Below are 14,724 nucleotides of genomic sequence, written 5' to 3'. Positions count from 1 at the left end.
CGTCGCCATTGCCTGCGCGGCCGATTTTCGGCAGGAGCGCAGGCATGACCAGAGCCTATCCCGCCACCCGCCTCCGCCGCACCCGCACCCACGGCTGGAGCCGTGCGATGGTCCGCGAAACCGTGCTTACGCCGGCCGACCTGATCTGGCCGCTGTTCGTGACCTCGGGCAAGGGCGTGGAAGACCCGGTCGGCGCACTGCCCGGCGTGTCGCGCTGGTCGGTCGATCTGATTGCTGGCCGTGCGAAAGAGGCAGTGGCGCTGGGCATTCCGTGCATCGCGCTGTTTCCCAACACTCCGCGCGAAAAACGCAGCGACGACGGGGCCGAGGCCTTCAACCCCGACAACCTGATGTGCCAGGCGATCCGCGCGATCCGCGATGCCTGCGGCAACGACATCGGCATTCTCACCGATGTCGCGCTCGACCCCTATACAAGCCATGGGCATGACGGGCTGGTCGACGAGGGCGGCTATGTCATGAACGACGATACGGTGGCAGTGCTGGTCGACCAGGCGCTCGCCCAGGCCGAGGCCGGTGCCGATATCATCGCCCCGTCCGACATGATGGATGGGCGCGTGAAAGCGATCCGCATGGCGCTCGAAATGGGCGGCCACCACAATGTGCAAATCATGGCCTACGCCGCCAAATATGCCTCGGCCTTCTATGGCCCGTTCCGCGATGCTGTCGGCACCGATGGCTTGCTGAAGGGCGACAAACGCACCTACCAGATGGACCCGGGCAACGCCGATGAAGCCATGGCCGAGATCGCGCTCGACATTGCCGAGGGTGCGGACAGCGTAATGGTGAAGCCGGGCCTTGCCTATCTCGACCTGATCTGGCGCGCCAAGCAGCGCTTCGAAGTGCCCGTGTTCGCCTATCAGGTCTCGGGCGAATATGCGCTGATCGAGGCAGGCGCGGCGGCGGGCATTGCCGACCGCGAGGCGCTGCTGATGGAGAAGCTGATCGCGTTCAAGCGGGCGGGATGTTCGGGCGTGCTGACCTATCACGCGCCGTTCGCCGCGCGGTTGCTCAATGGCTGAGCGTTCTCTTGTCACCGAGCGGCTGGACCTGCGCCCGGTGACCGAGGCCGATCTGCCCTGGCTTCTGGCCGAGATGAACACGGCCGAGGTGATGCGCCACCTTGGCGGCCCACGCAGCGATGAAGCGATTGCCGAAAGCGTTGCAATCGATCTCGCGGCCATGGCCGAGGGCAGCGGCATCCGCTTCACGATCTGGCTGCGCGACAGCCAATGCCGGGTCGGTCGCACTGGGCTCCTCACGGTGCGCAGCCCTGCCGCTCCCGATGGCCTGCGTGGACAGCCCGAAATCGGCTGGAGCCTGGCCAGCGCGTATGAGGGCCAGGGCTATGCCACGGAGGCCGCGCGGGCGCTGCTTGCCTATGGGTTCGAGATATTGGGTTTAGCGGCGGTCTACGCGCAGGCTAGCGATGCCAATGTGGGCTCCACACGGCTGATGGGGCGGCTCGGTCTCTTGCGTGCGGCGGGTCTCGATTACAATGATCCCGAATATGCGCCTGAGGAGAATCCCACACGCGTATACCGTCTGACCCGTGAGCAATGGAGCAAGCAGTGAGTCAGTTGCCCGAGACGATTCTCGAAACCGAACGGCTGCGCCTACACGAGTGGGACGACGGATCGTGGGATGATTTCATCCGCCTAACCAATACGCCTGGAGTGATGCGCTGGCTCGGCGGGGTGCTTGATGGCGACGGTATCGCAACCTTTCGCGCCCGGCTTGATGGCTATCGCGACCGGTTCGGTCACACTTTCTGGTGTTGCCGCCGGAAGGATGATGGCGGCCATCTGGCGGGCGAAGTGCTCGGCATGGTCGGCCTCAAACGCGCCAATCAGGAGGGAGGGCCGCAAGGCGATCACGAAATCGGCTGGCGCTTTCGCGAGGATAGCTGGGGCCATGGCTATGCGAAAGAAGCAGCGCTCGCAGTGCGCGACCAGGCGTTTGGCGAACTGGGCGCGCCGCATATCATTGCGCTGACAATGGACGGAAACAAGACGAGTTGGGGCCTCATGCGAAGGATCGGGATGCAACGGCGCGCCGATCTCGATTTTGCAAGCAAGGACTTCGGCGGAAATACGATTATCGCCTATTCGCTTGCGCGTGAAGACTGGGAGTTGCTCGCATGAATTTCGCCGAACGTTTTCCCGGTGCCACCATTCTGCCGTTCGATGGCAAAGTGCCGCAGATCCACGAAACCGCCTTTGTCGCGCCGGGTGCGCGAATCATTGGGGATGTGACGATCGGGCCGCAGGCGAGCATCTGGTACAACTGCGTATTGCGCGGCGACATTCACCGGATCGAAGTCGGCGCGCGAAGCAACGTGCAGGATGGATCGGTGTTTCACGTTGAAGGCCCGCGGCCCGATACCGATGGCTGCCCCACGATCATCGGCGAGGACTGCGTGATCGGCCATATGGCGGTGGTTCATGGAGCGACTCTGGCCAACAAAGCCTTCGTCGGCATGGGGGCCATCGCGATGGACGGGTGCCATGTGGGCGAAGGCGCGATGCTTGGTGCTGGCGCGTTGCTCAGCCCCGGCAAGAGCATTCCCCCGCGTGAGATATGGATCGGGCGGGCGGCCAAGCGCTTCCGCACTATGGATGCGGCGCAGGTGGAGAAGATCCGCTTTCAGGCCGAACGCTACTGCGCCTTGGCCGAGCGACATATGGCAGCCTTGCATGGCAAGACCGAAACCTGATCTCCCGCCTGCCGACGCAATCCGGGCGCTCGCCGACGACGAGGGGCGGCTGGCACTGCGCGTCACGCCGGGCGCGCGCAGCGAGGGTATCGCGATTGTCGATGGCGCGGTGCAGGTGAAGGTGCGCGCCAAGCCGCAGGATGGCGCGGCCAACGATGCGGTGATTGGCCTGCTCGCCAAGGCGCTCGGCAGCGCACCCTCGCGGCTCACCTTGTTGCGCGGCGCAACTTCGCGCGACAAGCTAGTTCGGCTGGGCTGACTCGCGCGCTTCGATCCGGCAGGCGAACAGCGCCAACGCCAGCACCCACAGCGCGCCAAGCCATCCTGCCGCGGGTTGGAAATTGAGATAAACCAGCGCGCCGACGCAGCCGCCGCCCGAAAGGCTTGCCCACAAAAGCAGGCTTTCGAACGCCCCGCGCCGCCGCTGCGCGCTTGGCTTGATAAGACCCGCCAGCCCTTCGCCCACGCGCACCAGCGCCCCGGTCATGTAAGTGACGCCGAGCGCGACCTCGCCGCTCTTGCGGAACACGTTGTTGATCGCGCCCATCGCCAGCACCGCGCCGAGCAGTAGGCCGAGCGTCAGCCCAAAGGCCTGTGCAGTGGCAGCGGCAAGCAGCAGCATTGTAGCCGCGATGAGAACCGAGGTCTTGCGCCAGGGCTCGAGCCGGTCGGCCACCAAGGCGCCCAGGGCCACGCCGACCACGAACCCGGCCAGCAACATGCCCGCCATCGCCGCCGCGCTCGACCCGCGTGCCAGCTCCACGCCGAGCCGGGTGGTGTTGCCCGACATGAACGAAACGAAATAGCGGTCCGCCGCGAGGAACCCGCTGGCATCGACGAATCCGGCCGCGCCAGCGATGCTGTAGGCGAGCGAGCGATCTGCGCGGGACATGCGATACATGCCCCACAAATGCTTTACGACAGCGCAGCGCGCAATTGGATTTTGGTGGCGGTCAGCCTGCCATCGCTGCGGTGCGCACCATGCCGCCAGCCATCATCTCGAAGCGTTCGTTCATCAGCTTGCCGACGGGGTGATCGGCGAGGCCGCAATCGGCAAAGGCGTGCGCCATCGCCTCAACCCATTGCCCTGCAGTCTGCGCGGTGATCGGAAAGCCTGAGTGCATACTCATCATGCATTTGCCCGGATTGGCCTCGAACCAGTCGCGCGGTCCGCCTGCCCATCCGGCGAGGAACCCGGCCAGAGATATGCGCATCGGGGTGAGATCGGCCGCGTGGATGGCGCGCAATTCGGCATAGGCCGGCTCGCTGTCCATCAGGTCGTAAAAGCGCTCCACCACGGCTGCGATAACGGGCTGGCTGCCGATCTGTTCGTAAGGCGTGAGTTTGGACTGGTCGTTCACGGCAGGCTCTCTCGGGCAGATGGGTTCAGCGTGCCATGTGCCGGCTGCGCAGTCAGGCCGCCTTGATATGCCGCAAAGCTAGTCGCGCACCAGCGCAAGCAGGGCGTCGATCCGGTCGGCCTCGTGTGCGGGTTTGTCCCAGCGAATGCGGTGGATGCGCGGGAAGCGCATGGCGAGGCCGGACTTGTGGCGCTTGCTGGCATGAACCGAATCGAAGGCGACTTCGAACACCAGGCTCTTGTCCGTCTCGCGCACCGGCCCGAAGCGATTGACGGTGTTCTGCCGCACATGCCGGTCGAGCTTCTTCAGTTCCTCATCGGTGAAGCCCGAATAGGCCTTGCCCACGGGAAGCAATTCGCCGCCCTCGTCGGGATCGGCGGTCCAGCAGCCGAAGGTGTAGTCGGAATAGAAGCTGCTGCGCTTGCCGCTGCCGCGCTGGGCATACATCAGCACGCAGTCGACCAGCAGCGGATCGCGCTTCCACTTGTACCACAGGCCCGTCTTGCGGCCCGCGACATAGGGGCTGTCGCGGCGCTTGAGCATGAGCCCCTCGATCGCATCGTCGCGCGCGCCCTCGCGGATTTGCGCGAGGCGGGCGAAGTCATCCGCTTCGACGATTTGCGAGAGGTCGAAATGGCTATCCGGCAGGCGCGGCATCAGCGATTCAAGCTGCGCGCGCCGCTCGCTCCATGGCAGAGCGCGCAGGTCATCGCCGCCGATGGCGAGCGCATCGTAAAGCCGCACGAAAGCCGGCGCCTCGGTAAGCATCTTCTTGCTCACCGTCTTGCGACCAAGCCGCTGTTGCAAAGCGTTGAAACTCGCCGCGCCGCCTGCTTCGCCGCCCTGATGGCTGCCGCGCACAAGCAGCTCGCCATCGAGCACCGCCGGAATGGTGAGCGCGTCGATCAGCTCGGGAAAGGTGGCGGAAATGTCGTCGCCCGAGCGCGAATAGACCCGCGTTTCGCCACCCACATGCACCAATTGAACCCGGATGCCGTCCCACTTCCATTCTGCCACATAGTCGGCGAGATCGACGACGGTGTCTTCGAGCGGGTGGGCGAGCATGAAGGGGCGGAACAGCGGCATGTTCGCGGTGTCGGGCGGATCGGCGCCTTCGGCGGCCCAGGCGAACAGCTCTGTGTAGGGCGGGGCGAGCGCGTGCCAGTATTCCTCGACGCTATCGACTTCCACTTCGAACGCCTGCCCAAAGGCGACCTTCGCCAGTCGCGCCGAGACGCCCACACGCATCCCGCCGGTGGCAAGCTTGAACAAGGCATAGCGACCCTTCGCATCGAGCCTGTCGAGCAGTTTCGGCAAGTCCTGCATTACGCTGGCGCGGGTCATGGCCGAAAGGCTGGCGACCGTTTCAGACACAGTAGGGGGAGGGGCGTCAGCGGCGCGCAGGGGCTCGGGCCAGAGGAAGCTGGCAGTTTCGGCGGTGTCGCCCACGAAATCGCGGCTTAGGCTCCACAGCACCGGATCGACCCGCTCTTTGAGCAGGTTGCGGATGGTGGAGCTTTTGACCGCCGAAAAGTCGAGCCCGTCGGTCAGCGCGGCGAGCGCCCACCCGCGGTCTGGATCGGGTGTGGCGCGCAGATAGTCCGCGATCAGCGCGAGCTTGCCGTTACGGCTGCGCGTGTAGATCAGCGCGTCGACGAGCGCGGCGAACTCTTCCACCTAGTCGTCCTCGTCCTCATAGCCCACTAGCGCCAGCGCGCGGGCCTTGCGCTGGTGCAGCTCGTGCCAGCGCAGAAGTGCCTCCTCGCGGCCGTGGGTGATCCAGGTCTCGCGCGGGTTCACCTCCAACACGGTCTGCGTCAGCTCATGCCAGTCGGCATGATCGGAGATCACCAGCGGCAGCTCGACATTACGCTGGCGGGCGCGCTGGCGCACGCGCATCCAGCCGCTCGCCATGGCGGTGATCGGATCGGGCAGACGGCGGCTCCAGCGGTCGTTCAGCGCCGAGGGCGGGCAAACGACCACCCCGCCGCGCATCTCCTCTTTCGTATGGTCGGCCACGAGCCGCAGCTCGCCCAGCGGCACGCCGAGGTCTTCGTAGAGGCGGCACATCCGCTCCATCGCGCCGTGCAGGTAGATCGGATCGTGATGGCCCGCCGCGCGCAGTTCGGCGATCACCCGCTGCGCCTTGCCCAGCGCATAGGCACCTACCAGCACACAGGCCTCGGGGTTGGCCTCCAGCGCGCCAAGCAGCTTGCCGATCTCCTCGGTAATCGGCGGATGGGTAAAGATCGGCAGACCGAAGGTCGCCTCGGTAATGAAAATGTCGCACGGCGTAAGCTCGAACGGGGCGCAGGTTGGATCGGCGCGGCGCTTGTAGTCGCCCGTGATCACCACCCGCTCGCCCGCATGTTCTAGCAGGATCTGCGCCGAACCGAGGACGTGCCCCGCGGGCAGATATGTCGCATCGACCCCGCCTGCGAGCCGCAAGGTCTCGCCATAGGCCACGGGCACCGCGCCCTCGCGCGTGTTGTAGCGCAGGTCCATGATCGCGAGTGTTTCGGGGGTGGCGAGCGTTTCGCCGTGGCCGCCGCGTGCGTGATCGGCATGGCCATGGGTGACCAGCGCCCGCTCTACCGCCACCGAAGGATCGACCCAGCAATCGGCCGGGGCGACATAAATGCCCTGCGGGTGCGGCTGGATCCAGTGGGGGGCGCTCATCGCTGCATAAACCGACAGGGCGGCGCTGGGGTTCCAGCGCCGCCCTGCGGTAAGTCAGTAATTTGCGGGACGATCAGTCTTCCGAGGTGCTGCCCTCGGCCGAGGCATCGCCCTGCTCTTTCTTCGCCGCTGGCTTCTTGCGCGTCTTCTTCGGTTTGGCCTTCGGCGGGGCGGCGGTCAGCTCAAAGGCGAGTTTGTTCTCCTTCACGCTGACATGCACCTCGCCGCCGTGGGCGAGCTTGCCGAACAGCAGCTCTTCGGCGAGCGGCTGTTTGACCTTTTCCTGGATCAGGCGGCCCATCGGGCGCGCACCCATCAGCTTGTCGTAGCCGCGTTCGCCCAGCCAGTCGCGCGCATCGCTGTCGAACTGGATGTGCACGTTCTGGTCGGCCAGCTGCAGTTCGAGCTGAAGGATGAACTTGTCGACCACGCGGCTGATCGTGTCCTTGCCGAGATAGCCGAACGGCACGATCGCATCCAAGCGGTTGCGGAATTCGGGGGTGAACATCTTCTTCACCGCCTCTTCCGCCGCCTCCACCTTGGTGCCGCTGCCGAAGCCGATGCCTTGCTTGGCCGCATCCGACGCACCCGCATTGGTGGTCATGATCAGCACCACGTTGCGGAAATCGACCGTCTTGCCATGGTGGTCGGTCAGGCGGCCGTTATCCATCACCTGCAGCAGGATGTTGAACAGGTCGGGGTGGGCCTTCTCGATCTCGTCGAGCAGCAGCACGCAATGCGGGTGCTGGTCGATGGCATCGGTGAGCAGGCCGCCCTGATCATAGCCGACATAGCCCGGAGGCGCACCGATCAGGCGCGAGACGCTGTGGCGCTCCATATATTCGGACATGTCGAAGCGCTTCAGCTCGATTCCCATGATCGAGGCGAGCTGACGCGCGACCTCGGTCTTGCCGACGCCTGTGGGGCCGGAAAACAGGAACGAGCCGATCGGCTTGTCAGGGTCACGCAGACCGGCGCGCGAAAGCTTCATGGCGGTGGAGAGGCGATCGATCGCCTGGTCCTGCCCGAACACCACGCGCTTCAGGTCTTTCTCGAGGTTGGCGAGCGCGGCCTTGTCGTCCTTGCTGACCGACTTCGGAGGAATGCGCGCCATGGTCGCGATGACCTTCTCGATCTCCTTGGCGGTGATCGTCTTGCGGCGACGGCTCGGCGGCACCAGCATCTGCATCGCGCCGACCTCGTCGATTACGTCGATGGCTTTATCCGGCAGCTTGCGGTCGTTGATGTAGCGCGCGCTCATCTCGACCGCGGTCTTGATGGCATCGGGCGTGTACTTGACCTTGTGATGCTCCTCGAAGGCCGTGCGCAGGCCCTTGAGAATCTTGATCGTATCCTCGACCGAAGGCTCGTTCACATCGATCTTCTGGAACCGGCGCAGCAGCGCGCGGTCCTTCTCGAAGTGGTTGCGGAATTCCTTGTAGGTGGTCGAGCCGATGCAGCGGATCGAACCCGACGACAGCGCAGGCTTGAGCAGGTTCGAGGCATCCATCGCCCCGCCGCTGGTGGCACCGGCGCCGATCACGGTGTGAATCTCGTCGATGAACAGGACCGCGTGCGGCATCTTCTCCAGCTCGGAGACGACCTGCTTCAAGCGCTCCTCGAAATCGCCGCGATAGCGGGTGCCCGCCAGCAGCGAGCCCATGTCGAGCGAATAGATCACCGCCTCTTCGAGCACCTCGGGCACGTCGCCCTCGACAATCTTGCGCGCGAGGCCTTCGGCGATGGCCGTCTTGCCGACGCCAGGGTCGCCCACATAGAGCGGGTTGTTCTTCGAGCGGCGGCACAGGATCTGCACCGTGCGGTCAACCTCGGGGCCGCGCCCGATCAGCGGATCGACCTTCCCATCCAGCGCCTTCTGGTTGAGATTCACGCAGAACTGGTCGAGCGCCGAATCCTTCTTGTTCTTCGGATCGACCTTTTCCTCAGCCTTGGCGGTTTCGGGTTCTTCGCTGCCTTGCGGATTGCGGTTTTCGATCTGGCGACCGTTCTTGCCGATGCCGTGGCTGATGAAGCTCACCGCGTCGAGCCGGCTCATATCCTGCTGCTGGAGGAAATAGACCGCATAGCTATCCCGTTCGGAGAACAGCGCGACCAGCACATTGGCGCCGGTTACGGTGTCCTTGCCCGAGGTCTGCACGTGCAGGATCGCGCGCTGGATCACCCGCTGGAACCCTGCGGTCGGCTGCGGATCGGCCTGATCGGACGATTTCAGCGACTGGTATTCCTGATCGAGATACTGCCGCACCACACCGGCCAGCTCCTCAAGATCGACGCCGCAGGCGGTCATCACTTCCGCCGCGTCGTGATCGTTGACCAGCGCCAGCAGCAGGTGTTCGAGCGTCGCATATTCATGCGTCCGGTCGATCGCGTGCTGGATCGCGGTGTGGAGGGTCTTTTCGAGGTTCTGCGCGAAACTGGGCATTGCAGTCTTTCGGTTGGCTTAGCCAGCAAGAGGGCCGGCAGGAGAACCAGTGTGCGGCTGGCAAGGTGAACGGGAGGCTAAGAGGTGCGTGAGGGAAAACCGGCCCTGCACGGGGCCGGTCTGTTCATGACCGATATGGTGCGCCTTGGCGCAATTGCGAGGGTGGAGCAGGGCCGGTCGGCCTCTCACTCGCCCCCTCCGTCGCTGGGCCTCGGCCTGAACAGCTGATCGGCAAGACTGCGATGTGCCGCTGCCTTGGCGTGCTGCGCCTTGACGCGCGCGATCTCGGCTTCGAGCAGCGCGATCCGCTCCATCAGCTCGTCCTGAGAATAGCGGTCGAGATCCTCTTTGGCCAAGAGGCTTGCCGCATCGGTACGGACTCGCGGAAGATCGTCGCCATCCATTAAGCTGCAACATCACTATCGGATTGCTTGCTGTCAATGGCTCCGGCTAAGTGGAATTACAGCAAACACGAAACGGGGACGCGCAAGCCAAGGGGGGCAGAGTGAATTTGCAGGCATCGGACCGAATGAGGGCCGTAAAGATCAGTGAATCAGGTGGACCGGAGGTGCTCAAGCTGGTTGAGCAGCCGGTACCAAGCCCAGGCCCGGGCGAGGTGCTGGTCAAGGTCGCCTATGCAGGGGTCAACCGGCCCGACTGTTTGCAGCGTGCGGGGCTCTATCCGCCGCCGCCGGGTGCGAGCGAGCTGCCGGGGCTGGAAATTTCGGGAACGGTCGTGGGCGCGGGCGACAGCATCGGGGCCGACTGGATCGGGCGCCGCGTCTGCGCGCTGGTGAACGGCGGCGGGTATGCGCAGTATTGCCTCGCAAGGCCGGGTTCTTTTCTGCCGGTGCCCGAGGGGCTGCCCATGGAACAGGCTGCCGCCATGCCGGAAACGCTGTTCACCGTGTGGCACAATGTGTTCCAGCGCGGGCTGGCGCGCGATGACGAGACGCTGCTGGTGCATGGCGGCACTTCGGGCATCGGCTCGATGGCGATCAAGCTCGCCAAACTGTTCGGTCTGACCGTGATCGTGACCTGCGGCAGCGACGAGAAATGCGCTGCCGCGCGGTCAATGGGCGCCGACTATGCGATCAACTACAAGGAGTCGGACTTCGTGGAGGAGGTCCGTTCGATCACCAACAAGGCGGGATGCCAGATCGTGCTCGACATGGTGGCGGGCGACTATACCCAGCGCAATCTCGATTGCCTTGCCGCGGAAGGCCGGCTGGTCACGATTGCCGTGCTGGGCGGGGCCAAGGCCGAGATCAATATGGCCAAGCTGATGATGCGCCGTCAGACCATCACCGGCTCGACCCTGCGCGCCCGATCAGACACCTTCAAACAGCTGCTCGCTGCCGAGATCGAGCGCGAGGTCTGGCCGCTGGTCGCGCAAGGGCTGTTGCGCCCGCAGATGGACGAGATCTTTCCGCTGGCGGAGGCGGCCGAGGCCCATCGCCGGATGGAGGCGGGCGATCATGTCGGCAAGATCGTCTTGGCGGTGGACTGACAGCGGCCAATTGTTCAGAAGTGTCATTGTAACAGGAGAGACAATGCCATGACTTCGAACCCCGCCCCGATCGCCACGCGTGAGGACCTCTATTCCGCCATCGACACCTACCTTGCCGCGCTCGCGGCGAAGGATGTGTCGCGGGTCGACTGGGCGGACGACGTGGTGTTTACCGAAAACAACGTTCAGCTGATGCTCGGTGACGGTCTGTGGAACACCATCACCAAGGTGCGTGACACCTATGATGTGAAAGCGGCCGATCCGCAGACGGGGCAGGGGAGCTGGTTCGGTATTGTCGAAGAATCGGGCGATGCGGCGGTGATGTCGATGCGGATCGCTATGAAGGGCGGCAAGATCACCGAGGTCGAGACTCTTGTTTGCCGACCGAGCGAACTCGGTCCGTTCCCGCAGATCGATGATGCGCGCCGACCGCGTGCCGTTCTGGCGGAGGATGTGCCCGAAGATCAGCGCCGCCCGCGCGAGCGCCTGATCGCGATTGCCGACGGCTATTTCGACACGCTGCAGAACAACGACGGCACGCTGTTCACCGATTTCACGGATGAATGCGACCGTATCGAGAACGGTTTGCAGACCACCAATGTCGATATCGAGGGCTATCCGATCTCCAAGATGGGCTGCGCCGATCAGTTCCGCCTCGGCCAGTATATCTACGACGATCGCGTGCGCGACCGCCGCTTCCCGCTGGTCGACGAGGAGAAGGGCATCGTTGTCGCTGCCGGCTTCATCGACCATTCTGGCCGGCTCACCGACATCACCTGGACCGATGGCAGCCGCCACAAGTCGATCTTCACCTTCCCGCACAGTTTTGCGCTGCTCGAACTGTTCAAGATCGTCGACGGCAAGATCGCCGAGGTCGAGGCGGTCTTCGTCACCGTGCCTTACAACATGACTTCGCCATGGGTCGACAAGCAGCCCTACGTGGTGCGTTAAGCGCCCATTCGGCACCCGCCCGGCTGTTCCGGGCGGTGCCACCCCGGCGTCACACTGTCAGACAAGTGACGCTGAACTGTGAGTCTGCTGTCACATTCATGCGCCATAAGCCTGAGCCCAAGGCAAAACAAAGCGGGGCTTTGGCAGCATGTTTGGCAACCATCTGGAAGATGTCTTCGGCACCAGCACGCCGATGGCTACGATCAGCGACTTTTCGCGGGCCAAGCCCACTGTGCCAGAGCCTGAGGGCAAGGGCCGCCGCAAATATCGCACCGTGTGGATTTCCGACATCCACCTCGGCACCAAGGGCTGCAACGCCGAGCTGCTCATCGACTTTCTCGACAATGTCGATTGCGAGACGATGTATCTCGTCGGCGACATCATCGACGGCTGGCGCCTGAAGAAGAAGTTCTACTGGCCCGCCGCGCACAACGATATCGTGTGGCGGATCATGAAGCGCGCCAAGCGCGGTACGCGCGTGGTCTATATCCCCGGCAACCACGATGAGATGTTCCGCCAGTTCACGGGATTGAACTTCGGCGGCATCGAAATTCGCCGCGCCGCCTTCCACGATACCGCCGATGGCCGCCGCCTGATGGTGCTGCACGGCGATGAGTTCGACGCCGTCATGCTGTCGCACCGCTGGCTCGCCTTCGTGGGAGACGCGCTTTACACCTTCATGATGGGCATCAGCCGCTGGGTAAACCTGGTGCGCCGTAAGCTTGGCCTGCCCTATTGGTCGCTCTCGAAAATGGCCAAGCACAAGGTCAAGAACGCAGTCGAATTCATTGGCCGTTATGAGGAAGTGGTCGCCCGGGCCGCCGCCGAGCGCGGGGTCGATGGCGTGGTCTGCGGGCATATCCACACCGCCGAACACCGTATGTTCGCCCATTCCGGCAAAGACATCGAATACTGGAACGACGGCGACTGGGTCGAAGGCTGCAACGCGCTGGTCGAGCACGCCGACGGCAAGATGGAAATCCTCCACTGGCCCGACGAGATCGCCGCTCGCGAGGCCGAGGCGGCCGAGCGCGAAGGCGCCGCGGTCGCCGCCGCGGCCTGATTCGCGCGAGGCTCTTGATGAAAATCGCCCTCGTTACCGACGCCTGGCTCCCGCAGATGAACGGCGTGGTTCGCACGTTGACCACGGTGACCGACGAACTTCGCCGCCGTGGGCACGAGGTGAAGGTCATCTCGCCCGACCTGTTCCGCTCGGTGCCGTGTCCGTCCTATTCGGAGATTCGGCTGGCGCTGACCGGCCCGCGCGAGGTGGGCGCTCTACTCGACCATTTCTGCCCCGATGCGATTCACATTGCGACCGAGGGACCGTTGGGCTGGGCGGCGCGGCGCTATTGTCGCAGGAGCGGCTATCCGTTCACCACCGCCTACCACACGCAGTTTCCTGACTACGTCTCCAGCCGCATAGGTCTTCCCGCCAGCGCGATCTGGCCGCTGATCCGCCGGTTTCACGGTCCGGCCGAGCGCATTCTTGTGGCCACCGAGACCATTCGCGAGCAGTTGCGCGATCATGGCCTGACGCAGCTGCATCACTGGAGCCGGGGTGTCGACCTGGCCACCTTCGTGCCCGACCATCCGCCGCCAGATCTGTTCTTCGAGCTGCAACGGCCGATCCAGCTTTATGTCGGGCGCGTGGCGGTGGAGAAGAATATCGAGGAGTTTCTCGATAACAGTCATCCCGGCTCCAAGGTTGTGGTGGGCGACGGCCCGGCGCTCGATCGGCTGCGGCAAGCCTATCCCGAGGCGCATTTCCTCGGCCGCCGCTCGGGTGAAGAACTGGCAGCCTGCTATGCCGGGGCCGACGTGTTCGTGTTCCCCAGCCGCACCGACACTTTCGGCCTCGTCATGATCGAGGCGCTTGCCTGCGGCACGCCCGTGGCGGCCTTTCCCGCACCCGGCCCGCTGGACGTGCTGACGCCCGGCAGCGGGGCCATGGCCGAGCGGCTGGAAGATGCTATCGCCGAAGCGCTTGCCTTTAGCCGCGAGGATTGTCTTGCCGCAGGCCGTGCTTACAGCTGGGATGCCAGTGCCGACCAGTTCTGTGCGGGCCTGGCGCTGATTACACGCGAACCGCAGGTGGCGGTCTTTCAGGCGGCGGCGGCCTGAGTGCGGGCGGCCGCGCGCGGCGTACTTGTGCGAAATCCTTGCTGTCTTTCGGCAATTGGCCTACATAGAGGGTCAAGGTCGGCCGTCCCGCGAGGGGCGGCCCTTTTATTTCGGGCTGAATTTTCCGCCCGATCTGCACTTGGAGAACCACCGTGGCCCAGCCGACTCCCCTGATGCCGCATGCGACCGCCAGCTGGCTGGTCGACAACACTTCGCTGAGCTTCAGCCAGATCGCAGAGTTTTGCGGACTGCACATTCTCGAGGTTCAGGCCATGGCCGACGACCTCGCCAGCTCGAAATATACCGGGCGCGATCCGGTCCATTCGGGCGAGCTGACGCACGAAGAGATCGAACGCGGGCAGGCCGACTCCGACTATTCGTTGAAGATGCAGAAGGCTCCGGTCGATGTCAGCCGCACCAAGGGCCCGCGCTATACGCCGGTGTCCAAGCGGCAGGACAAGCCCGATGGCATCGCCTGGATCATCCGCAGCCACCCCGAAATCTCGGATGCGCAGATCGGCAAGCTGATCGGAACCACGCGCAACACGATCAACGCGATTCGCGATCGCAGCCACTGGAACATTGCCAACATCCAGCCGAAAGACCCGGTGACGCTGGGCCTGTGCTCGCAGCGCGAGCTGGATGCGGCCGTGGCCAAGGCGGCCAAGAACATCCCGGTGACCGAGGGCGAGGAAGTCGAAGCACCCGTGGTTGATCAGCGCGACGACAAGGAAAAGCTGATCGAGGAACTGCGCCGCGAGCGTGCGGAAGCTGCCAAGGCCGCCTCCGAAGCCGCGCAGGAAGCCGAGGCCGAGGCATGGCTCGAAGCCAAGCGCGCCGCCGAAGCCGACGAGAGCGCCTCCAGCCAGGGCTGATCGCCGCACTCCATAGACGAACACACGGAAAGGGGCGGCCTTGCGGT

At 64.4% G+C, this 14,724-nt stretch carries 16 protein-coding genes; 10 read left to right on the top strand and 6 right to left on the bottom strand.

The window, feature by feature from the left end; genetic code table 11:
* The first annotated feature begins 44 nt into the window (after positions 1-44).
* The 5 genes from hemB to E0473_RS08610 are packed head-to-tail and all read left to right on the top strand — an operon-like array spanning position 45 to position 2,993.
* A complete protein-coding gene (gene hemB, locus E0473_RS08630) occupies positions 45-1,040 on the top strand; it encodes a porphobilinogen synthase (protein WP_137680461.1) in 996 nt (331 codons plus the stop codon).
* Complete coding sequence (locus E0473_RS08625; RefSeq protein WP_137680460.1) at positions 1,033-1,593, top strand: GNAT family N-acetyltransferase; 561 nt, start codon at positions 1,033-1,035, stop codon at positions 1,591-1,593. The genes hemB and E0473_RS08625 overlap by 8 nt, the downstream gene beginning before the upstream one ends.
* The gene (locus E0473_RS08620) at positions 1,590-2,162 is read left to right on the top strand and encodes a GNAT family N-acetyltransferase (RefSeq protein WP_241657410.1); all 573 of its coding nucleotides are present in this window, start codon (positions 1,590-1,592) and stop codon (positions 2,160-2,162) included. The genes E0473_RS08625 and E0473_RS08620 overlap by 4 nt, the downstream gene beginning before the upstream one ends.
* The gene (locus E0473_RS08615) at positions 2,159-2,734 is read left to right on the top strand and encodes a gamma carbonic anhydrase family protein (RefSeq protein WP_137680458.1); all 576 of its coding nucleotides are present in this window, start codon (positions 2,159-2,161) and stop codon (positions 2,732-2,734) included. Before E0473_RS08620 ends, E0473_RS08615 begins: the two co-directional genes overlap by 4 nt.
* Positions 2,715-2,993, top strand: coding sequence for a DUF167 domain-containing protein (locus E0473_RS08610; protein WP_137680457.1), 279 nt, complete (start codon positions 2,715-2,717; stop codon positions 2,991-2,993). Before E0473_RS08615 ends, E0473_RS08610 begins: the two co-directional genes overlap by 20 nt.
* On the opposite strand, the gene E0473_RS08605 is transcribed toward E0473_RS08610, so the two are convergent.
* From E0473_RS08605 to E0473_RS08580, 6 genes are all read right to left on the bottom strand, one after another.
* Positions 2,976-3,626: a YoaK family protein gene (locus E0473_RS08605; protein ID WP_161981549.1), complete on the bottom strand. Its 651-nt coding sequence runs from the start codon at positions 3,624-3,626 to the stop codon at positions 2,976-2,978. The two genes, E0473_RS08610 and E0473_RS08605, sit on opposite strands and share 18 nt — an antisense overlap.
* A 61-nt stretch (positions 3,627-3,687) precedes the next feature.
* Positions 3,688-4,095 (bottom strand): group II truncated hemoglobin, encoded by a 408-nt coding sequence (locus E0473_RS08600; RefSeq protein ID WP_137680455.1) that lies wholly within the window; start codon positions 4,093-4,095, stop codon positions 3,688-3,690.
* 78 nt (positions 4,096-4,173) lie between these two features.
* Positions 4,174-5,772, bottom strand: coding sequence for a cisplatin damage response ATP-dependent DNA ligase (locus tag E0473_RS08595; protein ID WP_137680454.1), 1,599 nt, complete (start codon positions 5,770-5,772; stop codon positions 4,174-4,176).
* Positions 5,773-6,774, bottom strand: a complete 1,002-nt coding sequence (locus tag E0473_RS08590) for a ligase-associated DNA damage response exonuclease (protein WP_137680453.1) — start codon at positions 6,772-6,774, stop codon at positions 5,773-5,775.
* A gap of 73 nt (positions 6,775-6,847) precedes the next feature.
* Positions 6,848-9,217: an ATP-dependent Clp protease ATP-binding subunit ClpA gene (gene clpA, locus E0473_RS08585; RefSeq protein WP_137680452.1), complete on the bottom strand. Its 2,370-nt coding sequence runs from the start codon at positions 9,215-9,217 to the stop codon at positions 6,848-6,850.
* Between the two features lie 185 nt (positions 9,218-9,402).
* On the bottom strand, positions 9,403-9,621 hold the full coding sequence (locus tag E0473_RS08580) for a DUF1192 domain-containing protein (protein ID WP_137680451.1): 219 nt from the start codon (positions 9,619-9,621) through the stop codon (positions 9,403-9,405).
* Positions 9,622-9,746: 125 nt separating this feature from the next.
* Here E0473_RS08580 and E0473_RS08575 point away from each other — a divergent pair, with 125 nt between their 5' ends.
* The 5 genes from E0473_RS08575 (at position 9,747) to E0473_RS08555 (ending at position 14,677) form a co-directional block, all read left to right on the top strand.
* Positions 9,747-10,727 carry an NAD(P)H-quinone oxidoreductase gene (locus E0473_RS08575; protein ID WP_137680450.1) on the top strand — a complete coding sequence of 327 codons (981 nt, stop codon included), beginning with the start codon at positions 9,747-9,749 and terminating at the stop codon, positions 10,725-10,727.
* Positions 10,728-10,775: 48 nt separating this feature from the next.
* Positions 10,776-11,678, top strand: a complete 903-nt coding sequence (locus tag E0473_RS08570) for a DUF8021 domain-containing protein (RefSeq protein ID WP_137680449.1) — start codon at positions 10,776-10,778, stop codon at positions 11,676-11,678.
* Between the two features lie 193 nt (positions 11,679-11,871).
* A complete protein-coding gene (locus E0473_RS08565; RefSeq protein ID WP_170308137.1) occupies positions 11,872-12,741 on the top strand; it encodes a UDP-2,3-diacylglucosamine diphosphatase in 870 nt (289 codons plus the stop codon).
* Positions 12,742-12,758: 17 nt separating this feature from the next.
* Positions 12,759-13,802 carry a glycosyltransferase family 4 protein gene (locus E0473_RS08560; protein WP_137680447.1) on the top strand — a complete coding sequence of 348 codons (1,044 nt, stop codon included), beginning with the start codon at positions 12,759-12,761 and terminating at the stop codon, positions 13,800-13,802.
* Between the two features lie 173 nt (positions 13,803-13,975).
* Positions 13,976-14,677, top strand: a complete 702-nt coding sequence (locus E0473_RS08555; RefSeq protein ID WP_170308135.1) for a DUF1013 domain-containing protein — start codon at positions 13,976-13,978, stop codon at positions 14,675-14,677.
* Positions 14,678-14,724: the final 47 nt, after the last annotated feature.

The organism is Aurantiacibacter suaedae, from assembly GCF_005434915.1.
GTDB lineage: Bacteria > Pseudomonadota > Alphaproteobacteria > Sphingomonadales > Sphingomonadaceae > Alteraurantiacibacter > Alteraurantiacibacter suaedae.
This window is presented reverse-complemented; position numbering and strand designations above follow the sequence as displayed.